We start from the raw sequence: 23,084 nt of genomic DNA, 5'->3' as shown, positions 1-23,084 counted from the left end.
GCGATAATTGCGGGATGTCGTCATGAGCACGAACGTTCCTGAATCAATAGTCGAAGGTCCCCATCGCGGCTCTTCGGCAACTGCGACGTCCACGCGTCGCGGGTGGCGGGCGACTGACGGCGGCGCGCTGACCCGGTTTCTGGACAAGATCTCGCTGGCCCTAAAAATGGTGCGCTACCGATTTAGTTCCTACATCTTTTGCCATCTCTGGTTCCTCAAGCTCGTTTTCACACTGCTTCGCCCAGCGCGCCCCATAGCGATCTTCGGCAAGCTTGTGATCCTCACCAAAATGAAAGATGTCCGTGAGGTCCTCGGGCGTTTCGATGATTTTACGCTCGGCGAGGTGATCGAACCGGGGATGCCGTGGGGCGCGTTCCTGATGACGGTCGACTGGAACGAGCAACATGCGCGCGAGCGGGAGCTTCTGCAAAGTGTCGTCAAGCGAGACATCGATCAGCAGATTATCAAGAAAGTTGTCGCTGAAGAATGCCGCGAGCGAATAACCGCTGCCAACGGCCGGATCGATATGGTTGCCGAGCTTGCGGAGCCGGTCGTCATCCGCATTGCCAGTGACTATTTCGGCGTTTCTCCCCTGAAGAACGACAAACGTCGCATGGCACGGGCCACGCGGAACCTTGCCGGCATCATCATGGTCAATCCTCCGGTCGGTTCAAAGCCATGGATCGACTCGCGTGATGATATGGTAGCTCTCACGCAACAGCTGCTGGAACAGATCGCAGCTGCAAGATCTGCGATCCATGCGTCGCCTCAGACCCTGCTTCCCGACAGTTTGCTGACGCGGTTGAGTGTGTTGCTGCAGGCAGGAAACACACCCAAATGGTTTGATGAGGACTGGATACGACGATACCTGACCGGTCTGGTTGCGACGGGTCTCGCGACGGTTGTTCGCGGGACGGCGCAGACGGTCGACCAACTCGTGGCGCGCCCGGATGCCTTGAAAGAAGCGCAGCTGTTGGCGGCAGCTCTCGATCATGCGGAAGCATATGAGAAAAATCTCCCCGGCGGAGCGTCGGACATCGAGCGGCGGTCTGCCGCGGAGCGTGTGGCGAGATCGCGTGATGCGCTGTCACATTACATCTATGAGGCCCTTCGGTTCAGGCCGATGCTTCCTCTGCTCGTTCGCGACTGTCCGCGCGAAACAATCATCGCGAACGGCACCAGGCGCGTTCGCGTAATGCCTTCGGGCGCGCGGATTTTGGCCGCACCGTTGGCTGCCATGTTTGACCCGGAAGTATTTCCACAGCCGTGGCGCTTCGATTCGCAGCGACCGCTGAAGAACTACATTCATTTTGGCGATGGAGAGCGCCGCTGCTTCGGAAGATACGTTGCCGAGAGCGCCCTCTTGGAAATGGTGCGGGCGTTGCTGCGTCTGCCTGGTTTGGCGCGTGCACCCGGAGCCGATGGTCGCATCCGCTATCAGGGACCGGCGCCTTATTCACTTGTGCTCACGTTCAATAAGCAAACCGTTGGGGCTCAGGAACGGTGAACCCGAACTACACGACGATTATCACGCCGCTCGATCCCGGCCGAGTTGACGCATGCCGGCAATATCTGCGCGACAACGCCGAACCGCGTCCGGTAGGCGACTTGATTGAATGCCGCCCCCTGTTCCGGTTCGACAAGATCGCAAGCCTGCATTTCTGCAGCTTTGTCATCCTCGATGCGGACGGAGAGTTTACCCCAAGTCTCGTATTCGAGGCGACATTCGACGGGCCCCGAGAGGATTTTCTCGGCGAACTGCTGGATGTTGCATCAGAGGGCATGCATGAGGTCTATCGGCATTGCGCAGACTATCCGTTTTCCGGCCGCGCCGCTCCTCAACTGGTCAAAGAGTACCTGGTCCGCCATGACGTCGGCGCGAACACATTTTTCTGCGGTAGTCCCGGCCGTTCCGTTGCGCAAATCCGTGGTGAAAATCTTGTCCGTGACGAGATCCTGACATTTCTTTCAAATCGATGGCAGCCAGGCGACGCCATTCCCGCGCGATCAGCCGGATTCTTGGACGAGGTGCGGCGGCATGCTGTCCGCGGCCAGGACGACAGCCGCTGGGCCGAGCAGGTCGCGCCGATTCCCTGGGAGGTACGGCAGCGTTCGGCGATTGTCGCCGCTGCCGCTATCGCGGCATTCGTCGTGGTCTGCGGTACCGGCATAGCCGTAGGTGCGCTTGTTAATACACTGTTCGGTTCGGGGCCGCTCAATCTACACGGTCATATTGTTGGGGCATTCGCGCATGTCAGCCGCATCGGGGCCGGTGTCAGCAGTTCTCTGGCTTCCTGGTTTCCCTGGATTGCAAGTCACATCACAGTTGAGCCTGCGATCCTCCATATTCTGATTGCATTGACTGGTGTGTGGTTGATCGTTCGTATCTTTGAACTCTTCCTGACCGGCTGGACGAAGAATCCTCACGATCAGCTCTTTATCAATCGGTTCCCGCTGCAGATCGCAGTCATCGTCAGGTATGTGCTGATTGTGTTTCTTATCGGCTCCGTTGCGCTGGCGGTCATTTCAGGAATGACCGCGGCTCGCTCGGCAGGAGTTGAGGCAAATCAACCGGGCATTGGCGCTTCACTGGCAATGGCCGCTTCGACCATCTGGCGTCTGATCCTGGTCTGCCTTTGCCTGGTGGTCCTGAATTATTGGGCAACGTCACTGAAGCTTGCTGTCCAGCTTCGGCCGTACGATACCGTTCGCGAGAATGTGCGCCGGTTGTTGCTGGACATCGACAGGTTCGCAATGGTCGTTGTGGCAGCCATCGGCGTTCTGCTCATCGTGCGTCATATGCCGTTTACCGTCAGCAGCCAGATCGAGGCGATTGCGCGCTCAGCCGTATTTGCTGTCTTCGTAATTGTGACATACGGAACTCATTGGCATTCTGACCTTTTATGCCCTCGGGCTCATCCTTTTTGGGATCATACGAACGCTGGAGATCAGGGACACGCGAAATCTTTCGGAGCCCGCCGAACTCATCGCACGGGCTCGGGAGAACGCCCGAAAGTACGCGCGTGAAGAAGGTGGGATCAACAGGTATCAAAATCATCTCGCGAGCATAACGTCCGTGAAGCCGGGCTTCATCCGGTGCTGGCTGCTGCGCATTGCACTGTTTGTTATCAACCTGCTGTCCCGCTTCTGGTTCAACCGCGGTGAGCTTGGCGGGATACCGACGATCCTGTCGGCCCGCTGGGTGATGATCGACGGCGGCAAGCGGCTCCTGTTTCTCGATAACTATGGCGGTGCCTGGGAAAGCTATCTCAACGAATTCATCGATCTGGCGGCAGTGAAGGGTCTGAACGCCATCTGGTCGAATACATTCGTCACAGCCGGGGGCAAATCGTACGGCTTTCCCGCGTCGAAATTCCTGTTCTGGAAGGGCGCGCAGGCCGAACAGCCTTTCAAGGCCTATGTGCGTCAGAGCCAGGTCGAGACGATCGTCTGGTATGGCGCATACCCCATGCTCAGCGTTGTCAACATCAACGCAAATACGGAGCTGAGACAATCGCTGTTCAGACCCCTGAACTATGGTGAGATCGACACGATCTTTCGAAGCCTCTGATACGGGTACGTGCCATGGAGAAGATCGAGTGGGATGACGTTCAGAGGCTCGTGCTGAGCGGATATGCAGGATTGCCATTTTCCGCTTACCTCTTCTGGCACTTTGTGCCCGGCGAGGTCGATGCCGCCAAGCGATGGCTCGGTCTGCTGGCCGATCGCCTGACACGCGCGACGGATCGCGGCAGCAAACAGGCGGTAAACCTGGCGCTGACGGCGCATGGTCTGGAGCATCTCCGCGTCAGTGACAGCGTGCTGCACAGTTTCTCTCTCGAATTTCTCGAAGGAATGGCGCCGAAGCCGACGGCGGAAACGAAGTTTCCACGCCGGTCGAACATTCTTGGAGACCTGGGTGACAGCTCGCCGGAATTCTGGGAGTGGGGCGGCTGGACGCAGAGGCGCGACATCGACGGAATGCTGTTGCTCTATGCTGCCGGCGAATCGGAGCTTCTGTCTCTGGTCGAGGCGGAGATCAATGCAATGGCCGGTACTGAGCCGACAGCGCGACAGAATGGCGATCCGCTTATTATCGACGGCCGGATTTATGACGATCGCAAAGAACACTTTGGATTCAAGGACGGCATTTCCCAGCCGGTGATCGAAGGATCGCCCAAGGCAAACGGCAGGAAGCGCGGGAGGAATTCCGATGATGCTGATCACGGCAAAAAGCTGACCCAAGAGGAAAAGAGAATTCTCCTCGTCAAGGCGGGTGAGTTCATCCTCGGTTACAAGAATGAGCGTCGTGCCAGCATCTCAGATGTTTCCGTTACGAAGGACAGCGCAACGCGAGACATTCGTCGCAACGGGACGTACCTCGTTTTCCGGCAACTGGAACAGGATGTGCCCGCCTTCAACGAATTCGTTGCGAAGACGGCTGAGCGCATCTATGGGCTGGCGGATGAATCCGCACGGGAAAAAGTTGCGTCACTGCTCGTTGGGCGGACGCGCGAAGGCCACCCTCTGGTTCCCATCGAGAGGCCGCCAGAGGCAGATCCGCGCAACGACTTTCTCTACTATTTCGAGGATCGCTTCGGCATGGCTTGCCCGATTGGTGCACACATCCGCCGCGCGAATCCACGGGACACCATCGGACCGGATGCCGATACGGCTCTGCGGCTTTCAAAAATGCATCGCATCATCAGGCGTGGCAGGCCATATGGAGAAAGACTCGATACCGCCGAAGGAAGGACGGCCGGCAAACAGGCGACGCGGGGAATCTCGTTCATTGCCCTCAATGCGGACATCGCCGGGCAATTCGAGATGATCCAGCATTCATGGCTTAACAACACTCACTTCGGCGGTCTTTACGCCGGTACGGATCCGCTCGGGCATTTCAGTTGTGCCAGAGATGTGGCCACTATTCAGGACCGGCCCACCAACCATTATATCGATCGCCCGCGCCCGTTTGTCCGTGTCCGCGGGGGGGGCTACTTCTTTTTGCCCGGCATTGAGGCGGTCCGGGCGTTGACGACGTGAGGCGCGATGGCTGCTGACTGGATAGTCGAGGGGCTGGAGCAGCTTATTTGTCGGCGGTACTAGGCTCTTTGTTTCGATTTGCGGCATTGTTCGACGCGAGACGACAGCTCGCCATCAAAGCTTGCATGCCGCATTTTTCCGCAAGCCCAAGCGCACGCTTGAAATGTGCTTCTGTTATGGTGGTGTCTTGCGAATTTCCGGCGCGCGCGATCTCACCAAGCAGATGCGTTGCATATGCTTGCTGCGGCGGTTCCCCTCGCTGTTCAGCAAGCGCCAAGGCGCGTTCACCCGCGGCTTGCGCTTCCGCGAGACGGCCGGCAGCGAGCAATGCCCGGCCCTGGGCAACGAAAAGATAGCGCCAGCCGAACGCATGCTCCGCCAGCGGCACGTCGAGCCGCTCAGGCACTGACAGGATATCGAGGGCAGTCTCGATGTCGCCCGTTGCGAGATATGCTTCACCCATGCGGGCCGCGAAGACGGGATACATCTGGACCATTTCGAGATCCAGGCAGGTCTGCCAACTTTCGCGCAGAAGGGGAATCGCCTCGGCATGCCGCGCCTGGGCCGTCCGCAGGCGCCCGAGCACATGATTGATATTTGCGCGCGAGTAAGCGTGATCCAGGATTTCGGCGCGTCTGCTGGCGTCCTCGGCGACAGTTTCCGCTCGATCAAGCTCACCGAGTTCAATCAGTGAATCAGCCATGAAGGTTCGCAAAAGAACGCTGGGATAGGCGGCCCAGCCAGCACGCCTTTGATCAAGCTCCGGTGTTTCGAGCGAAATGCACTTTTCGTGCATATCGATCGAGGTTGCGAAATTGCCAAGCTCGTGGTGAACAATGCCGACGATGAGAAGCGAAGCGAACTGAAGCGATGAATCGCCGATTTGATTTGCGATGCCGCTTGCGGTTTCGGCAGCTGCCATCGCGGCCTGATGTTCTCCAAGTCTCCAAAGGGCCACTGCGAGCTGACAATTGACAGCAGCTGTGCGCACGGGATCTCCGGAGGCGTCGGCCAGACGGCTTGCCTCGCGCAAGACGTCCGCTATTCGACGATGTTTGCCGAGCGGCTCCAGTGCAATGACCAGCGTCAGGCGGAAATCTATCTCGGCCTTGATCTTGGCAGGAGAGGGGGGCAAGTGTGACAGGGTCTCCAGGCCGCGCTCGAAGATGCTGATTGCGTCCTGATTGGCTCCGCGTTTCACGGCGCGCCGGCAGCTGCGCAACTGGTAGGGGACGGCTTTTTCCCATAGCTCGGCTTTGAACGCGTGGTCGGCGAGCCGGTCAATGTACTCGTCAAGGCGATCGGGAAAACGCGATTCGATGATTTCGACAGCTTTGGCATGAAGAGAGCGCCGAAGTCCCAGCAGCATCGTGCCGTAGACAACTTCACGCGTGAGCTCATGCTTGAAGGAATAATCGGCCGACGTGGCGCTTCTGATCTTCCGAAGAAAATCAGCGGCCTCGAGCGTTCGAAGTTCGCCCGAAATTTCTGCCGGAGTTACATCCAGCATTTCCGAGAGCAGTGCGACGGAAATTTCCATACCGATGACGGCCGACGTCTGCAGCAGGGATTTTGGAAATCCGTCTAACAGATCGATGCGAGCGGCGAGCACCGAATGAATGGTCTGCGGAATTTCAACCCGTCCGGTTCGCTTGACGACCCGATAGCCGCCAGGTTGTCCCTCAAGAAATCCGGTTTCCTTGAGGGCCTGGACCAATTCTTCCATAAACAAGGGGTTGCCTTGAGACTGAGCCAATATTCGCCGTTTTAACGGGGCGAGGCTGTTGTCATCTCCCATCAGCCAGTTCATCAATTGGTGAGACGTCGTATCGTCAAGAGGTGACAGATCGAGACAGGTTGTGCCCCAATCCGGCGGCCCACCCTCAGGGCGTTGCGTTCCGATAAGAACGGTCCGCGTCCCTTCCAGAGCGCCAACCAGATTTTGCAGAATGAGCTTCGTCTCTGCGTCGGCCCAGTGAAGGTCCTCGACCAGGATCACCGACGGGTTCGACCGCGTGTAATGAAAGGCCAGCGACTTTACGGCTTCTAAGGTTTTAAGCCGCCGCTCCGACGGCTCCAGTTTTCTCCACTCTTGATCGTCCGCGTTGAGATCCAGCAGCGAAAGAATTGGCGGCAGGAAAGCCGACAGACTGCTGTCCAGCCGATCGATCCCTTCCTTGACGCGACCAATGACAGCTTCGGGGTTGTCATCAATGCCAATCCCAAACATGGCCCTGATCAGAATGCTGATGGGATAGTAACTCGAACTCGTGCGTTGCGAAGGACAGGCGGTTTCGAGCACGGTCCACTCGTCAGACAGGTTCCGGATGAAATCGTGTATCAGCCGGGATTTTCCCAATCCTGCCTCACCGACGATACACAGCGATTGTCCATGTCCTGCAGCGGCATCCTCAAGCGCGCTTCTCAGGCTGCGCAATTCGTTCTGGCGGCCAACGAGGACGCTGAGGCCGCGCGCGGACCGAACCTGCCATCGCGTTCTGATCCGTATTGCTGTTAGCTCGAAAGCTTCTACCGCTTCCGAGACGCCTTTTACATTTACAAATCCCTGCGGCTTGACCGTCACAAAACCTTTCGCAAGATCATGCGTTGCCGCGGTCAGCAAAATCTTGCCTGGTGCGGCGAGTTCTTCCATTCGCGCGGCCAAATGGACGCTCTTCCCAACCGCGTCGTAGTTCATCGCGAGGTTGTTGCCGATCGAATGGATGACGACCTCACCGGAATTTATGCCGATGCGGATAGCGATGTCCCTGCCGGTCCTTTGATTGAGCTCTCCCACGGCGGTCCGCATCGCAAGTGCCGCGCTGCACGCTTGAACAGCATGATCTTCCCTCGCGATAGGAGCCCCGAACAGCGCCATGATCCCGTCGCCAAGTGTCTGGTTCACGAAGCCTTCGTGGTGATGGACCGCATCCATCAAACTCTTGAGAACGGGACCGAGAACCTGAAGCACTTCCTCCGGATCGAGTTGATCGATTAGTGCTGTCGAATCGCGGACATCGGCAAAGACAATCGTGACGTGTTTGCGTTCGCCGAGCATCGCTCCGCCCGAGCGCAAGATGCGGTCGGCGAGGTCAGCGGGGATATTTGATTGCAGAAAGGAGAGCTCGTGCGGACCCATGTCGTTGGAGGGGGGCCTTGGACGTCCACAGCCACCGCAAAATCGGGCTGTCGGTTCCATAAGGAAACCGCAGTAGTTACAGCGATGATTTGTGCTGCCAACCAAGCTACGCTGCCCTATGCTCATGGCAGCCCCGCAATTTTGGGCCCAAGCTAGGTTTAAGGGTTCCTTTGGCAATAGCAAGACGGACTACCCGCTAGGGCGGAGGTCGGAAGCTTAAAAAATAGACGCGGGCCGAGGGGATAGCTCAAATGTATTAGGCATTGCCGCCCGGCAGCTGCAATCGATTGAAATTCAACCGATTTATATGACCCCGTTCCCCCGGTGACGAGTCCGCCGAACAGGAAGAAGTTTAGTTGTCTTGCTACTGGATCATAAGCTGATGCTTCAGGACGACAGACCAAGTGCTGCCCGCGCCATTAGCGACAAGACGAGCGTCTTGCGCAGCCATCCTCTGTTTCGCGACCTTGGTGCTGATGCGTTGGATCAATTGTGCCGTTACGCCAAAAAGAGAACTTTTAAACGCGGGGCAACGATTTTCGCGAAAGGAGACCCTGGCCAAAGCCTCTTCTTCATCATTTCCGGTACGGTCAAAATTGGTGTCTCATCCGCGGATGGTCGAGGCGCCATCTTCAACATGGTTGATGCCGGAGAGATGTTTGGCGAGATCGCAGTTCTCGATGGTCTCGCCAGAACTGCTGACGCTATTGCAAATTCGAACTGCGAGTTGTTTGTCGTTGATCGGAGAGATTTTCTATCCTTGTTGGCCGGCCAACCGGTACTGGCAACAAAGCTGATAGAGCTGCTTTGCGTCCGGTTGCGCTGGATCAGCGATCATGTGGAGCAGGTCATATTTCCCGAATTGTCGGGCAAGCTGGCCAAGGTACTCATCCGTCTGATTGACAGACCGGGTGCATCCTCCGATAGGAAAATCACCATCACGCAGCAGGAAATTGGCGAGATGCTCGGGATGTCGAGAGAAAGCGTCAACAAGCAACTGCATGAGTGGGCTGCCCGGAAGCTGGTCCGTCTTCAACGTGGATCGATTACTATCATCGATGTGGATTCGTTGAAGGCTCTGGCGGAGCGTTCGCAGGATTGATCGCATGGCCGGTCGGCCATCAGAGCTCTTGTGTTTTGCGGAGGCTAACCAGCGGACACGCTTTGCGGCTGTGACCTGGGCCTTGCTGCTGCGCCTGTTCGAACTGCGAGGGCGGCTTCACGCGTGAGTCTGACCGGGAGCTTACCGCGAATCCGATCAAGACCATGACAAGAGCAAATTCCACAGCCAGTACCGACACCGACCATCTCCAACACACCGTCCAGTTTCGTCGACTGCCTATGTCTGGATGGGCAAATTCTTCTGGGGCCTGCATGAGAGCCTCCTTCGAAGGAAGGCGCTTCCATATCCCAGATTGCGACAGGCGTATGTGAACCAAGTCACAGACCGACATGGCTGTTGGCGGCCGGGCATGTCGTCCTATCCAAGATCTTGATTTATTTGCATAATTAGAAGGGCGCCCTTAGGGGCGGCCTTCCGTTGGGGCTTGCGTCGGGCCTCAGTTGGTCTTGCCGAACTGCGGCTCGTCCGGTTTGCTGAATGTATTTCCGCTCGGTCCATATCCCGTGATCTGGATGACCGCGCCTTCCTCGCGCGTGCCGTCCCAATGGACCTTGCCGTTCGGGCTAGCGCGACCTTCCAAAACGACCGCAGGATGTGCGTCCCTTGGCTGCTTTCGCGGATCGGTTTGGGATCGTTCATGGCGCGTCCCTCAAGGTGTCAGGCTATTCAATGCCTGCCGTCACCATGGCAGGCCGCAGAGATCGATGGTGCCTTCGCGCAGTAGGCGCTTGATCTTGAAAACATAGGGCGCCATCGCCGTGAACTGTGCGCGTCCGCTGGGTTGTTCGGCGTAGACGGGGCCGTTGAATGTCTGCCAGCCAAGTTTTTCATAAAAAGCATTGTTGTGCGGTTCGCAGAACAGCATTCCGAAATCGGTGGCGCGTTCCTCGGTCAGGGTATGGATTGCTGCGTTGATCGCCAATGTCGCATAGCCACGGCCGCGGCAATCCTCACGCGTTGCCACGCCGCCGATCCCTCCGATCACCACCTTGCGGCCGTTCCAGGTGCCAGTGCGGCGGTAAATCCCGACATGGCAGACGATTTCACCGTCCGCCTCGATCATGACCCGGAGGTCGGCGTGGGCGAAGACGATATGGCCCCATGGCGCTGCTTTCACGACCTCCGGCGGCCAAACGGCCGACAATAGTGGCTTAACTGCCGGCCAAGCCGCGTCACCGGTCGTGATATCGATTTCGATGCTCATTCGATCGCCTGTCTTTCCGCCGTGCACATCAGCATTGTTCTCTGCGCAGATGGTAAAACGCCGATTCCGATGCGATGATAAACGTCATATCGGGAGAATTTTCTGCAATGCAGGCCGCTCAGCTCAGTTCTTATCAGAAGTGGTCGATTTTGATCGGCGCGTCCGTCATGTTGAGCCTGTCGATGGGTATGCGGCAGAGCTTCGGGCTTTTCCAGCCCTCGATCCTGCATGATACCCAGATTACCAGTGCCGATTTCTCCTTGGCCACCGCGATCCAGAATATCGTTTGGGGCGTGACGCAGCCCTTCGTCGGCATCCTCGCCGACAGATATGGATCACGTTATGTGATGCTCGCGGGTGTGTTGGTGTATGTACTCGGCCTCGTCACCATGATTTTCTCGACCACGGCGCTGGCGTTTACTTTCGGCGCCGGAATTTGCGTGGGCATCGCGCTGTCCTGCACCGCCGCGAGCATGAGCATGACGGTCGCGGCGCGGGCAGTCTCCGCCGCCAAGCGCAGCGTCACCATGGGCGCGATCTCCGCCGCTGGCTCCATCGGCCTCGTGATCGCTTCGCCGTTGGCGCAAGCCCTGATTTCGACCGCAGGCTGGCAGATCGCGCTGGTCGGTTTCGTTGGTCTCGCTTGCGTGATGCTGCCCTCGGCGTTCGGCGCGGGCGGCGCCGACAAGATCGAGTTGGACAAGGCAGACGAACTAAATCAGTCGCTCGGCGCGGTGGTCCAGTCTGCCCTTGGACATTCCGGCTACGTGATTATGGCTCTGGCCTTCTTTGTGTGCGGACTTCAGCTTGTCTTTATCACGACACACCTGCCGAATTATCTTGCCATTTGCGGTCTCGATCCTTCGCTCGGCGCATCGGCGCTGGCGCTGATCGGACTCTTCAACGTGTTCGGGTCGTATGTTTTCGGCTGGCTCGGAGGACGTTATCCCAAGCAGTTGCTGCTGGGCGGCATTTACATCGCGCGGTCGCTGGCGATTGCGGTGTATTTCATCCTGCCCGCCACACCTGCTTCAACGCTGATATTCGCCGCGGTCATGGGATCGCTCTGGCTCGGGGTCATTCCGCTGGTGAATGGCCTTGTCGCGCAGTTGTTCGGGCTTCGCTACATGGCGACCTTGACCGGCATCGCGTTCTTTAGCCACCAGGTGGGATCCTTCATCGGCGCATGGGGCAGCGGATTGATTTTCGATCACCTCGGCAGCTATGACATGGCCTGGAAGGGCGCGGTCATTATCGGATTGGTCGCTGGGTCATTCCAGATGCTGATGAATGTGCGTCCGCCGAAAGCCAAGGACGACATGGTCGGCGCGCTTCCCAAAGCGGCTTAGAGGTCCGCCAGCCAAAAATGTTGCCCCGCGAGAGGCGGTGTTGGGCTATACATTCCGCGCGGCATATCTGTTTCCCTCCCCGGGAAACCTTCTATAGTGCGCCGCGTTGACACCTCGTCACCCACAATTTCCGGAAGTAGACCCATGACCTTCACGCTCCCGAATCTGCCTTATGCCCACGATGCGCTCCAGCCTTACATGTCGAAGGAGACGCTCGAGTATCATCACGACAAGCATCACCAAGCTTACGTGACCAACGGCAACAACCTGCTGAAAGGCACCGAGTTCGAGGGCAAGTCCCTTGAAGACATCGTGAAGGGCTCGTTCGGCAAGAACGCTCCGCTCTTCAACAATGCCGGTCAGCATTACAACCACCTGCATTTCTGGAACTGGATGAAGCCTAACGGCGGCGGCGACAAGCTCCCCGGCAAGCTCGCCAAGAAGATCGATGAGGATCTCGGCGGTCTCGAAAAATTCAAGACCGATTTCGCCGCGGCCGGTGTCGGTCAATTCGGCTCCGGCTGGGCCTGGCTCTCCGTCAAGAACGGCAAGCTCGAGATCTCCAAGACCCCGAACGGCGAAAGCCCGCTGGTCCATGGCGCAACACCGATTCTTGGCGTCGACGTGTGGGAGCACTCCTACTACATCGATTACCGCAATCGCCGCCCTGACTATTTGAAGGCGTTCGTCGATCATCTGGTGAACTGGGAATACGTCGAGTCCCTGTTCACGAAGGCAGTCTGATAACTGCACGCAAATCGAGGGGCCGCATTTTGCGGCCCCTTTTTTTGAGACGATGTCCCAACCAACCTGAATTTTCATGAGCTATCTTCTTGTCTTTATCGGTGGTGGTCTGGGCGCGTCGCTTCGCCACGCGGTCAATGTCGGCTGCGCCCGTGCATGCGGTCTCAATTTTCCCTACGGGACGTTCGTGATCAACATCACAGGGTCGCTGGTGATGGGCCTCATTGCCGGCTACCTCGCTTTCAAGGGCGAAGCGTCGCAGCCGTGGCGGTTGTTCGTCATGACCGGCATCCTCGGCGGCTACACCACGTTTTCGGCATTCTCGCTCGATGCAGTGCTGCTCTATGAGCGCGGCGAGCTAGGCGTTGCCGCATTTTACGTCGTGGGATCTGTGGTGCTGTCGATCGCGGGGTTGCTAGCGGGTCTCGCGCTGGTCCGGTATTTCGCGTGAGAGCAAGAGCGCGGTTTTGTCCGAATCCCCGTTGAAAACCGAACCCGCTGATAACGGCGAGGGCGCCGAGACGAGCCCGGCCCGCAAGGGCAAGCCTTTCGGCTGGTCGACATTCGTGATCGCCGTGCTTGTTGTGGTCAGCGCCGCTCTCGTGTGGCGGCGCGACGGCATTGATGGCGTCTGGACCATCCTGTTTCATGACATCTCGCTGTTCGGCGAAATCATGCCGCGTGTTCTCGCGGGCTGTCTGCTTGGCGGCTTGATCGCCGCGGTGCTGCCGCACGACAAGGTATCGAAATCGCTCGGTCCGGAATCGGGCCTCAAGGGCTTGCTCATCGGCACGGCGTTCGGCGCGATCCTGCCGGGCGGCCCGTTCACCGCTTATCCGGTCGCCAGCGCTTTGCTCGCGGTCGGCGCGGACTTCGGCGCTACCATCGCCATGGTAGTGAGCTGGACGCTGATCGGCTACGGCCGCGCAGTAGCATGGGAAATGCCGATCATGGGCGCGGACTTCACACTCTGGCGCATCGTGATTTCGCTGCCGATGCCGATCCTCGCCGGCGCGCTCGGGCGCTTCGTCTATGTCCGCGTCCGGCACAGGTTCAAGCTGTGACCGCGCTCATCATCGACGTATTGCTGTGGGGCTCGCTGATCGGCGTGAGCATCATCGCCTGGCGGCAGGACAAGGCTGTGCTTACCGTGGCACTGCGCAAAGGTGGGATGGATTTCATCAACATCGTGCCACGTATCGCGCTCGGCGTGATCGGGTCGGGCTTCATTGCCGCGATTATTCCCTCAGAGATGATCGTCGGCGGGCTGGGGCCGGATACCGGATGGCTCGGGGTCGCGACGGCGGTGGTTGCCGGCGCGGCAACGCCGGGCGGGCCGGTGATCGGCTTTTCCATCGGGGCGGTTGCGCTCAAAAGCGGCGGCGGAATGCCCCAGGTGGTCGCCTACGTCGTCGCTTGGGCGCTGTTCGCGTTCCAGCGGCTGATTCTTTGGGAAATTCCCTTCATGCCGGCCCGGTTCGTCTGGTTCCGGGCCATGGTCTCCCTCCCATTCCCATTTCTGGCAGCCGCCATCGTGATGGTCATCGGGAAACCATAGGTTCCAGAGGACTTGCGGAACCATGGACGCGCGTTATGTTATAATATAACATATGGAGTGGATTGAGGGGTTTCCCGACCGCTCGACGTCTCCGGTTTTGGAAAGCTGATCATGGCCCACGCTCACGGGCATACCCACGCTCACGACCATCATTCTCACGGCCCTCATTCGCACAGCCATGGTCCAGCATCGCCGCATCCGGCGCAACCGGTCCACTGGTCGATCCTGCGGATGACGCTGGCAGCGCGGCTGGCGGCTGCTGCGGCGATCAGCGCGGCGTTATGGGTCGTCGTGCTGACGGCCATGAGGTGAGCATGTCGGCGCAACTGAAATTCCGCGATGTGACGCTGGGCTACGATCGCCATCCTGCCGTGCATCACCTGAGCGGCGAGGTCGCTGCCGGTGCGCTGGTTGCGGTGGTCGGGCCCAATGGTGCCGGCAAGTCCACGTTGTTTCGCGGTATCGTCGGCATCCTCAAGCCGTTGGCGGGTGTGATCGGACTTGGTGATCTCAATCCGCGCGACATCGCCTATCTGCCGCAGACCGCCGACATCGATCGCAGCTTTCCGATCTCGGTTTACGATTTTGTCGGCACGGGCCTGTGGCGTCGCAGGGGCATTTTCGGCGGACTCGGCAAGAATGAACAGGTGCGGATCACTGAAGCACTAGGCGCTGTTGGGCTGAGCGGGTTTGAGAACCGCCCGATCGGGACGCTGTCCGGCGGCCAGATGCAGCGCATGCTGTTCACCCGCGTGCTGCTGCAGGATGCGCGCGTCATCGTGCTGGATGAGCCTTTCAACGCCATCGATGCGAAAACGTCCGCTGATCTCGTCGCGCTGGTGCGGCGCTGGCACGCGGAGAAGCGCACGGTACTGGCGGCGCTGCACGACATGGAATTGGTTCGCGCGAACTTCCCGGAGACACTATTGCTGGCGCGCTCGCCGGTCGCATGGGGCGCGACCTCGGAAGTGCTGACGGCGGAAAATCTGCTTGCCGCGCGTCATATGTGCGAGGCGTTCGACGATGCGGCTGCGCCGTGTGTCGAGCACGCGCCGTCACGGGCGGCATGATCTCATGATCTACGACGCAGTGATTGCGCCTTTCACCGAATTCGAATTCATGCGGCGCGCGTTGGCCGGCGTCATCGCGCTGGCATTGGGCGGCGCGCCGATCGGTGTGTTCCTGATGCTGCGGCGGATGAGCCTCGTCGGCGACGCCATGGCGCATGCCATCCTGCCGGGCGCGGCGATCGGCTTTCTGCTGTCTGGCCTCAACCTGTTTGCGATGACGTTCGGTGGACTGGTCGCGGGTTTCACGGTTGCGATTCTGTCGGGTCTGGTGGCCCGCGCCACGGAGCTCAAGGAAGACGCTTCATTGGCGGCGTTCTATCTGGTGTCGCTCGCGCTCGGCGTCGCCATCGTGTCTATCAAGGGCACCAATATCGACCTGCTGCATGTGCTGTTCGGCAATATTCTGGCGATGGATGACCAGACGCTGCTGGTGATCGCGTTCAACGCCACCATCACGCTGCTGGTGCTGGCGGTGATCTATCGCCCGCTGGTGATCGAGTGCGTCGATCCGGTGTTCCTGCGCACCGTAAGCCGCGCAGGCGCGCCCGCGCATCTGGCGTTTCTGGCGCTGGTGGTCATCAATCTGGTCAACGGTTTTCACGCCCTCGGCACGCTGCTTGCGGTGGGGTTGATGATCCTGCCCGCAGGCATCGCGCGGTTCTGGTCGCGCGACATCACCGGCATGATCGGGATTGCGGTCGCAAGCGCGGCGCTGTCGGGTTTTGCCGGCTTGCTGCTGTCGTTCCACACCAAGATCCCCTCGGGGCCTGCGATCATCCTGGTCTGCGCGACGCTGTATGTCGTGTCGGTCCTGTTCGGAAGCGTCAGCGGTCTGGTCCGTCAGCTCTTTCCGGGCCGTCATCTCGAAGCGTGAGGAGAGGCTGTGCTTCGATTTGCAAGTATGATCATTGCAGCGCTGGCCCTGTCCGTCGCTCCCGTCTCCGCACAACAAGCGAACGGCGGCCCCCTCAGCGTCGTCGCTACGTTCTCGATTCTCGGTGACTTTGCCAGGAACGTCGGCGGCGATCGCGTCAGCGTGACGATGCTGGTCGGACCCAACAGCGACACCCACGTCTACACGCCGACGCCCTCCGACGCGAAAGAGATCACGGACGCCAAATTGGTCATCGTCAACGGCCTCGGCCTTGAGGGCTGGCTGCCGCGTCTGATCAAATCGTCGGGCAGCAAGGCGGCGACGGTTGTCGCCACGAGGGGCATTGCCACGCGCAAGATTGAGAACGGCCACGACCACGGTCCGGGTGACGCCGACCCGCATGCCTGGCAGTCGGTGCTCAATGCGAAGACTTACGTCGCCAACATCCGCGATGCCCTAACCGCGGTCGATCCGGCCGGCGCGGACGCGTACAGAGCCAATGCTGCCGCTTACCTCGCAAGGCTCGATGCGTTGGATCGGGAGATTCGCGAAGCCCTAGCGAAAATTCCGCCCGAGCGCCGCAGCGTGATCTCCACCCACGATGCCTTCGGCTATTTCGCAGCCGCCTACGGGATCAAATTCATCGCACCGCAAGGCGTCTCGACGGAGTCCGAGCCCAGCGCGCGGGACATTGCTGCCATTATCACCCAGATCAAAAGGCAGAAAATTCCGGCGGTTTTTCTCGAAAATGTCAGCGATCCACGGCTGATGCGGCGGATCGCCGCCGAGACCGGGGCGAATATCGGCGGAACGCTCTATTCGGACAGCCTGACCGACGAAAAGGGGCCTGCCCCCACTTACATTGATATGGTCCGGCACAATATAAAGGCCCTGACGAGCGCGCTTTCGAGCTAGGGCAGGGGCCACCCCGCCGCCGGGCGCGTTCCTGATCCGTCTGGAGATTCCATGTCTGAAGCCGCTGCCAACAAGATCCCCGTGACCGTTCTGACCGGCTACCTCGGTGCCGGAAAAACCACGCTGCTGAACCGCATCCTGTCCGAGAACCACGGCAAGAAATACGCCGTGATCGTCAATGAATTCGGCGAGATCGGGATCGACAACGATCTGATCGTCGGCGCGGACGAGGAAGTGTTCGAAATGAACAATGGCTGCGTCTGCTGCACGGTGCGCGGCGACCTCGTGCGCATCATCGATGGCCTGATGAAGCGCAAGGGCAAGTTCGACGCGATCATTCTGGAAACGACAGGTCTCGCGGACCCAGCCCCCGTAGCGCAGACCTTCTTCGTTGACGAGGACGTGCGCGAGAAGACCGCGCTCGATGCGGTGGTGACAGTGGCCGATGCCAAATGGCTGAGCGACCGCCTCAAGGATGCGCCAGAAGCCAAGAACCAGATCGCCTTCGCCGATGTCATCGTGCTGAACAAGACCGATCTTGTGACCAAGCCAGAACTGGCCGAGGTCGAGGCCCGCATCCGTGCGATCAATCCCTACGCGACGCTGCATCGGACCGAACGCGCGCAGGTGAAACTGTCAGATGTGCTGGAGCGCGGCGCGTTCGATCTCGATCGGATTCTCGAAATCGAACCTGAGTTTCTGGAAGATGGTGGCCATGACCACGATCATGATGATGATCATGATCACCATGGCCATGACCACCATCACGATCACGGTCATTCTCACGGCGGCATGAAGCACTATCACGACGAGGACATGCAGTCGCTGTCGCTGCGCACCGATAAGCCGATCGATCCGACCAAGTTCATGCCGTGGCTGCAGGAACTAGTCGCCAAGGACGGCGAGAAGATTCTGCGCTCCAAGGGCATTCTGTCGTTCAAAGGCGACGACGACCGCTATGTCTTTCAGGGCGTCCACATGATGCTGGAGGGCGACCACCAGCGGAAATGGAAGAAGGACGAGGCGCGAGAGAGCCGTCTGGTGTTCATCGGCCGCGAATTGCCCGAGCAGGCGATCCGCGACGGCTTCGCGAAAACCATTGCGTGATGAAAGACTTCAATCCGGCCCCGGAAACAGCCTCCATCGTTTCCGTTACTGATCGCGTCACGAAGGTCGCGCTGGGTGCGCCTGCAACCGCCGTGCACTTTCTCGGCGACGTTGCGGCATTCATCGGCGCGGAAGAAAGCGTGACGCTTGCGACCGGCGGCGAAACGAATGTCGCCGCCGTGCATGCCGGCGGAATCCTGTGTTCGGCGTCAGACGGCAAACGCGTTGTTGTGGGTGGCGATGACGGCAAGCTGACGTCGATCGATGCCAGGGCCTCCGTCGAGACGCTCGCCACCGACGCCAAGCGCCGCTGGATCGATAACGTCGCGTTGCATGCGGATGGTGCGGTCGCGTGGTCTGCCGGAAAGACGGCCTTTGTCCGCGCGCCGAAGGGCGAGGAAAAATCGCTCGACGTCCCGTCGACTGTGGGCGGTTTGGCGTTCGCGCCGAAGGGCGTGCGACTTGCGGTCGCCCACTACAATGGCGTGACGCTGTGGTTTCCGAACATGGGTGCGAAGCCCGAGTTTCTGGAATGGAAGGGCTCGCATCTCGGCGTCACCTTTAGCGCCGACAACCGCTTCCTTGTCACGACGATGCATGAATCGGCGCTGCACGGCTGGCGGCTCGCCGATTCACGTCACATGCGGATGACTGGATATCCGGCGCGGGTGCGTTCGATGTCCTGGAGCGCGGGCGGAAAATTCCTCGCGACCTCGGGGTCGGATAGCGTCATCCTCTGGCCGTTTGCGAGCAAGGATGGCCCCATGGGCAAAGAGCCGCTGATGCTGGCGCCGCTTCAGGCGAAGGCGACAGTGGTGGCGTGCAATCCCAGGGAAGAGGTCTTCGCGGTGGGTTACAGCGACGGTACCATCCTGATGGTACGCATCGAGGATGGCGCGGAAATCCTTGTGCGCAGGAATGCAGGCGAGCCGGTGGCCGCGCTTGCGTGGAATGCCAGAGGTTCGCTGCTCGCTTTCGCAGCAGAGGACGGCGATGCTGGACTGCTTACTCTGTAGTGAGTAATCAGGTGGCATGCGCTTCCTGACGACCTTTCAGTTTTATGATTTCCTCGACACCCTCGTGAGCCTGACGGCGGCGTTTGTGCTCGGCACCCTGATCGGCGCCGAGCGCCAGTACCGCCTGCGTACGGCGGGACTGCGGACCAACGTGCTGGTCGCGGTGAGCGCGGCCGCCTTCGTCGACCTTGCGATGCAGCTTGCCGGTGCCGACGGGGCGGTGCGGGTGATCGCGTATGTGGTGTCGGGAATCGGGTTTCTCGGCGCCGGCGTGATCATGAAGGAAGGCATGAATGTCCGTGGCCTGAATACGGCCGCGACATTGTGGGGCTCTGCGGCGGTCGGGTGCTGCGCGGGAGCCGATATGCTGGCGCAGGCTGTTACGCTCACAGCATTCGTGCTGGCTGGGAATACGCTGCTCCGGCCACTGGTCAACGCCATCAACCGCAGCCCGCTGGATGAGCGTGCCTCAGAAGCGACTTACGAAATCAGACTCACGGTGGATGCGGCCTCGATCGATGCCGTGCGCGATCTTCTGGTCGAGAAACTGGAAGTGGCGAAATACCCGGTCAGCGACGTCAATGTGATCGAACGCGCGGAAGATGTCGTGGAGATCGTGGCCACGCTGGTCAGCACCGCTGTGGACGCGAAAGAACTCGATGCAGTCACTGCCGATCTTGCACGGCGGCCGGGTGTTCGTCACGCGACATGGGACGTCAGCACCAAGGACTGATCCAGCGAGCGTAGTGCGCAGTCGGGTTCCGTGTTTTCATTCACAATTCATTGAGTGCGACATCGCACGCGCGGGTTACTCCCGGAACCATTGATGTGACCATCCGTTGTCTTTCTCCAATGGGCGATCGACGGGTGCCGAGATGACTCCGAATGAAAAGCGAACGAATCGAACCGATCTCATGCTGTCCGCGATCCTGATCGCGGGCGGTCTGACGCTGTCCGGGATTTCGCTGATGCAACTCGCGTCACGCGGCCAGATTCATTTGGCGCAAACGACGCAACCACCGGAGTCGCAGCCGTCTGTTCCGGCCGGCAAGAGTGATGGGCCGGCGGAATCCACGCCGGGCGGCACGAGGCCGACTACTCCTGCGCCCGAACCGGCGCGGCCTGACGCTGGCGCACAGAAGGCCGGTGCGAAGCCTGCGTTGCCGCCCGCACCGGCTGAAAAAACGGGCGAGCCGATCAGGAACTAAAAAGATAAAGGCCAGACGCCGGTCTGGCCCTACATCATCTATCGATCCAATCAGCGCACCAGAATATTCCGGAACTGCCATGGATCGCTGGTGTCGATGTCTTCCGGGAACAGCCCGGGACGATCGGTCAGCGGTGTCCAGTCGGTGTAGTAGCCCTTCACCGGCCCGAGATATGGCTTCTGGATTTCCAGCAGGCGATCGAAATCCATCTCGTCGGTTTCGACGATGCCTTCGTTCGGGTTTTCCAATGCCCACACCATGCCGCCGAGTACGGCGGAGGTCACCTGCAGGCCAGTGGCGTTCTGATAGGGCGCGAGTTTCCGCGTTTCCTCAATGGAGAGCTGCGAGCCGTACCAATAGGCGTTGTTGTCGTGGCCGAACAGCAGCACGCCGAGCTCGTCGATGCCGTCGACAATCTCGGTCTCGTCGAGAATGTGATGCTTCTCCTGCGCCTTGGCTGCGCGGCCGAACATTTCGTGCAGCGAGAGCACTGCATCATCCGCAGGGTGATAGGCATAATGGCAAGTCGGCCGGTAGACGACCGCGCCGGATGCGTCGCGCACCGTGAAATAGTCGGAGATCGAGATCGACTCGTTGTGGGTGACAAGGAACCCGTATTGCGCCCCGCGGGTCGGACACCAGGTGCGCACACGCGTGTCGGCGCCGGGCTGCATCAGATAGATCGCCGCGCCGCAGCCGGCTTCGTGGGTGTGTGCATTCTCGGGCATCCATTTTTCATGGGTGCCCCAGCCGAGTTCGGACGGCTGCACGCCTTCCGACAGGAAGCCTTCCACCGACCACGTGTTGACGAATACGTCCGGCTCTTTCGGCTTCTTCGAGCGCTGGGTGTCGCGTTCGGCGATGTGGATGCCTTTGATGCCGGCCTGGCGCATCAGGTCCGCCCATTCGCCCTTGGTCTTCGGCTTCGGGGCATTGAGCTTGAGGTCAGTGGCCACATTCAGCAAGGCCTGCTTGACGAAGAACGAGACCATGCCGGGATTGGCGCCACAGCAGGAGACGGCCGTCGTCGAGCCTGCGGGACGAGCTCTCTTGGCGGCCAGCGTGTTCTCGCGCAGGGCGTAGTTGGAACGCGCTTCCGGGCCCTTCGACGCATCGAAATAGAAGCCGAGCCAAGGCTCATTGACCGTGTCGATATAGAGCGCGCCGAGTTCGTTGCAGAGCTCCATGATGTCGGTTGAGCCGGTGTCGACTGAAAGGTTGACGCAGAAACCCTGGCCGCCGCCTTCGGTGAGCAGCGGTGTCAGCAGTTCGCGGTAATTGTCCTTGGTCAGGCCCTGCTGGATGAAGCGCACGTTGTGCTTCTCGCAATGTGCCTTGCGGCCTTCGTCCTTGGGATCGATCACCGTGATGCGCGACTTGTCGTAATCGAGATGCCGCTCGATCATCGGCAGCGTGCCTTTGCCAATGGAGCCGAAGCCGACCATGACGATCGGGCCGCTGATGCGTGCGTGAATGGGGGATGTCATCACTGAAACTCCGGATAGCGGGGAAGGGCTGCCGCGCAGGACTTACGGCAACTGGGGGATGACGGCAACGGTGGCTTGCCGCCGAGACTTTCACAAAGGGTTTTCATACAATCGTCGTGCGGACGCGATCCGGAGGGGATCGCGTCGCGACCGCGATTATTTGACTTGCAGCACAGTCAGGGCCCGCCAGCCCCCAGCCGGGGTCTGGAACTCGATGGTCTGTCCGACCGACAGGCCGATCAGCGCCGCACCGATCGGCGTCAGAATGGAAATCTTTCCGGCATCGACGTTCGCAGCTTCCGGATAAACCAGCGTCACCGTCCGTTCCTGGCCGCTGATGTCGTCGCGGAAGGTGACCTCGGATTCCATTGCGACGAGGCCCGGCAGCAATCGTGCATCCGGCAAAATCTCTGCACGCTCGATTTCGCGCGCGAGAAAATCGCACGTCTGCGGATATTTTTCGGATGCGGCTTCAGCGATGTTGCGCAGCCGATCGACATCGCACATGCGCAGGGAGATCGGAGGCAGTTCCGGGTGCAGGTAGTTGATCATGTTCATCACCATCAAGCAGCTGTGGGACCTGGACGGTCGGGGTTGTTGTTGTCGGCTCGTTGCGAGGACCTCATGGACCGCCGCTGCAAAAGAGAAATCACGCCGGCTGGCGGATCGAGATTCTCCACCATGGCGATATGCGGAACGCCATCAAAGCCGACGTAACGGATGCGCGAACCGGCATGCAGGCCGATCAGCGCCGCCCCCAACGGCGAGAGTACGGACAGATGAAGCGTGCTGTTGCGGAAATTGTCCGGAAGAACCAGGATGCGGCTCTCCAGCGGCTCATTTTCGTCCGCGCGAAATGTCACCCAGTCATCGAGCCGGACGCAGCGTTCCGGCGCGAAGGCTGGTTCATACACTGTCGCCCGCTCGATTTCGGTGAGCAGGAAGCGGCCGATCGGATGGCGCTTGCTGACGGCTTCTACCGCCAATCTTTTCAGGCGGTTGAGATCGCCGGATGCGATGCTGACCGGTGGAATGGGCTCTGACATCATGACGTGCCTCACAACGGAACGCATCGGCACAAACCGTGCCGCGCGACTTTCGTGATTCAATTTTTGCGGGGATAAAACGAACTGCAAATTACCCGGAACGGCGCAAACGCGCGTCCGCCCGGGTCACCGTCCAGTTTGGAGGCGACCTGCGCGAAACAGCGAGTGGTTGGTGCAGACGTTCGACATGATCAGCTTAAG

24 protein-coding genes are annotated in these 23,084 nt (G+C 59.7%); 18 read left to right on the top strand and 6 right to left on the bottom strand.

What is annotated here, in order from left to right:
- Positions 1-7 precede the first annotated feature (7 nt).
- From BN32_RS23455 to BN32_RS23440, 4 genes are all read left to right on the top strand, one after another.
- Complete coding sequence (locus tag BN32_RS23455) at positions 8-1,507, top strand: cytochrome P450 (RefSeq protein ID WP_244438268.1); 1,500 nt, start codon at positions 8-10, stop codon at positions 1,505-1,507.
- Entirely contained in the window at positions 1,504-3,027 is a 1,524-nt protein-coding gene (locus BN32_RS23450) for a hypothetical protein (protein ID WP_019200025.1), read from the top strand. Before BN32_RS23455 ends, BN32_RS23450 begins: the two co-directional genes overlap by 4 nt.
- A 49-nt stretch (positions 3,028-3,076) precedes the next feature.
- Positions 3,077-3,571: a hypothetical protein gene (locus tag BN32_RS23445; RefSeq protein WP_019200026.1), complete on the top strand. Its 495-nt coding sequence runs from the start codon at positions 3,077-3,079 to the stop codon at positions 3,569-3,571.
- 104 nt (positions 3,572-3,675) lie between these two features.
- Complete coding sequence (locus BN32_RS23440) at positions 3,676-5,043, top strand: Dyp-type peroxidase (protein ID WP_244438267.1); 1,368 nt, start codon at positions 3,676-3,678, stop codon at positions 5,041-5,043.
- Between the two features lie 43 nt (positions 5,044-5,086).
- On the opposite strand, the gene BN32_RS23435 is transcribed toward BN32_RS23440, so the two are convergent.
- On the bottom strand, positions 5,087-8,308 hold the full coding sequence (locus tag BN32_RS23435; RefSeq protein WP_244438266.1) for an ATP-binding protein: 3,222 nt from the start codon (positions 8,306-8,308) through the stop codon (positions 5,087-5,089).
- 256 nt (positions 8,309-8,564) lie between these two features.
- Here BN32_RS23435 and BN32_RS23430 point away from each other — a divergent pair, with 256 nt between their 5' ends.
- On the top strand, positions 8,565-9,284 hold the full coding sequence (locus tag BN32_RS23430; RefSeq protein WP_019200029.1) for a Crp/Fnr family transcriptional regulator: 720 nt from the start codon (positions 8,565-8,567) through the stop codon (positions 9,282-9,284).
- A gap of 457 nt (positions 9,285-9,741) precedes the next feature.
- On the opposite strand, the gene BN32_RS27055 is transcribed toward BN32_RS23430, so the two are convergent.
- Complete coding sequence (locus BN32_RS27055) at positions 9,742-9,885, bottom strand: cupin domain-containing protein (protein WP_019200030.1); 144 nt, start codon at positions 9,883-9,885, stop codon at positions 9,742-9,744.
- A 99-nt stretch (positions 9,886-9,984) separates the two neighbouring features.
- Entirely contained in the window at positions 9,985-10,509 is a 525-nt protein-coding gene (locus BN32_RS23425) for a GNAT family N-acetyltransferase (RefSeq protein ID WP_019200031.1), read from the bottom strand.
- A 107-nt stretch (positions 10,510-10,616) separates the two neighbouring features.
- Here BN32_RS23425 and BN32_RS23420 point away from each other — a divergent pair, with 107 nt between their 5' ends.
- From BN32_RS23420 to BN32_RS23365, 13 genes are all read left to right on the top strand, one after another.
- Positions 10,617-11,858, top strand: a complete 1,242-nt coding sequence (locus BN32_RS23420; protein ID WP_019200032.1) for an MFS transporter — start codon at positions 10,617-10,619, stop codon at positions 11,856-11,858.
- A gap of 144 nt (positions 11,859-12,002) precedes the next feature.
- The gene (locus BN32_RS23415) at positions 12,003-12,602 is read left to right on the top strand and encodes a superoxide dismutase (RefSeq protein WP_019200033.1); all 600 of its coding nucleotides are present in this window, start codon (positions 12,003-12,005) and stop codon (positions 12,600-12,602) included.
- Between the two features lie 76 nt (positions 12,603-12,678).
- Complete coding sequence (crcB, locus tag BN32_RS23410) at positions 12,679-13,053, top strand: fluoride efflux transporter CrcB (RefSeq protein ID WP_019200034.1); 375 nt, start codon at positions 12,679-12,681, stop codon at positions 13,051-13,053.
- A gap of 31 nt (positions 13,054-13,084) precedes the next feature.
- A complete protein-coding gene (locus BN32_RS23405) occupies positions 13,085-13,666 on the top strand; it encodes a permease (protein WP_019200035.1) in 582 nt (193 codons plus the stop codon).
- Positions 13,663-14,160: a hypothetical protein gene (locus BN32_RS23400; protein ID WP_019200036.1), complete on the top strand. Its 498-nt coding sequence runs from the start codon at positions 13,663-13,665 to the stop codon at positions 14,158-14,160. The genes BN32_RS23405 and BN32_RS23400 overlap by 4 nt, the downstream gene beginning before the upstream one ends.
- Before the next feature lie 111 nt (positions 14,161-14,271).
- On the top strand, positions 14,272-14,472 hold the full coding sequence (locus BN32_RS26535; protein ID WP_173405805.1) for a hypothetical protein: 201 nt from the start codon (positions 14,272-14,274) through the stop codon (positions 14,470-14,472).
- Between the two features lie 2 nt (positions 14,473-14,474).
- Positions 14,475-15,230: a metal ABC transporter ATP-binding protein gene (locus BN32_RS23395; RefSeq protein WP_019200038.1), complete on the top strand. Its 756-nt coding sequence runs from the start codon at positions 14,475-14,477 to the stop codon at positions 15,228-15,230.
- Between the two features lie 4 nt (positions 15,231-15,234).
- On the top strand, positions 15,235-16,104 hold the full coding sequence (locus BN32_RS23390; RefSeq protein WP_040427637.1) for a metal ABC transporter permease: 870 nt from the start codon (positions 15,235-15,237) through the stop codon (positions 16,102-16,104).
- Between the two features lie 27 nt (positions 16,105-16,131).
- The gene (locus tag BN32_RS23385) at positions 16,132-17,019 is read left to right on the top strand and encodes a metal ABC transporter substrate-binding protein (protein WP_019200040.1); all 888 of its coding nucleotides are present in this window, start codon (positions 16,132-16,134) and stop codon (positions 17,017-17,019) included.
- Positions 17,020-17,070: 51 nt separating this feature from the next.
- Positions 17,071-18,126 carry a CobW family GTP-binding protein gene (locus BN32_RS23380; protein ID WP_019200041.1) on the top strand — a complete coding sequence of 352 codons (1,056 nt, stop codon included), beginning with the start codon at positions 17,071-17,073 and terminating at the stop codon, positions 18,124-18,126.
- On the top strand, positions 18,126-19,142 hold the full coding sequence (locus tag BN32_RS23375; protein ID WP_019200042.1) for a WD40 repeat domain-containing protein: 1,017 nt from the start codon (positions 18,126-18,128) through the stop codon (positions 19,140-19,142). The genes BN32_RS23380 and BN32_RS23375 overlap by 1 nt, the downstream gene beginning before the upstream one ends.
- Before the next feature lie 16 nt (positions 19,143-19,158).
- A complete protein-coding gene (locus BN32_RS23370; protein ID WP_019200043.1) occupies positions 19,159-19,875 on the top strand; it encodes an MgtC/SapB family protein in 717 nt (238 codons plus the stop codon).
- 142 nt (positions 19,876-20,017) lie between these two features.
- Positions 20,018-20,350, top strand: a complete 333-nt coding sequence (locus BN32_RS23365) for a hypothetical protein (RefSeq protein ID WP_019200044.1) — start codon at positions 20,018-20,020, stop codon at positions 20,348-20,350.
- A 50-nt stretch (positions 20,351-20,400) separates the two neighbouring features.
- Here the strand turns inward: BN32_RS23365 and BN32_RS23360 are convergent, their stop codons facing one another.
- The 3 genes from BN32_RS23360 to BN32_RS23350 all read right to left on the bottom strand — a co-directional run bounded on the left by BN32_RS23360 (position 20,401) and on the right by BN32_RS23350 (position 22,886).
- Entirely contained in the window at positions 20,401-21,837 is a 1,437-nt protein-coding gene (locus BN32_RS23360; RefSeq protein WP_019200045.1) for a homospermidine synthase, read from the bottom strand.
- Positions 21,838-21,993: 156 nt separating this feature from the next.
- A complete protein-coding gene (rnk, locus tag BN32_RS23355) occupies positions 21,994-22,389 on the bottom strand; it encodes a nucleoside diphosphate kinase regulator (protein ID WP_040427635.1) in 396 nt (131 codons plus the stop codon).
- 11 nt (positions 22,390-22,400) lie between these two features.
- Positions 22,401-22,886 carry a GreA/GreB family elongation factor gene (locus tag BN32_RS23350; protein ID WP_040427633.1) on the bottom strand — a complete coding sequence of 162 codons (486 nt, stop codon included), beginning with the start codon at positions 22,884-22,886 and terminating at the stop codon, positions 22,401-22,403.
- Between the last annotated feature and the right edge of the window lie 198 nt (positions 22,887-23,084).

Origin of the sequence: Afipia birgiae 34632 (genome assembly GCF_000308295.2) — a bacterium.
GTDB classification, from domain to species: domain Bacteria; phylum Pseudomonadota; class Alphaproteobacteria; order Rhizobiales; family Xanthobacteraceae; genus Afipia; species Afipia birgiae.
The sequence above is the reverse complement of the archived record's forward strand: the minus strand, read 5'-3'. Positions and strand labels throughout refer to the sequence as shown.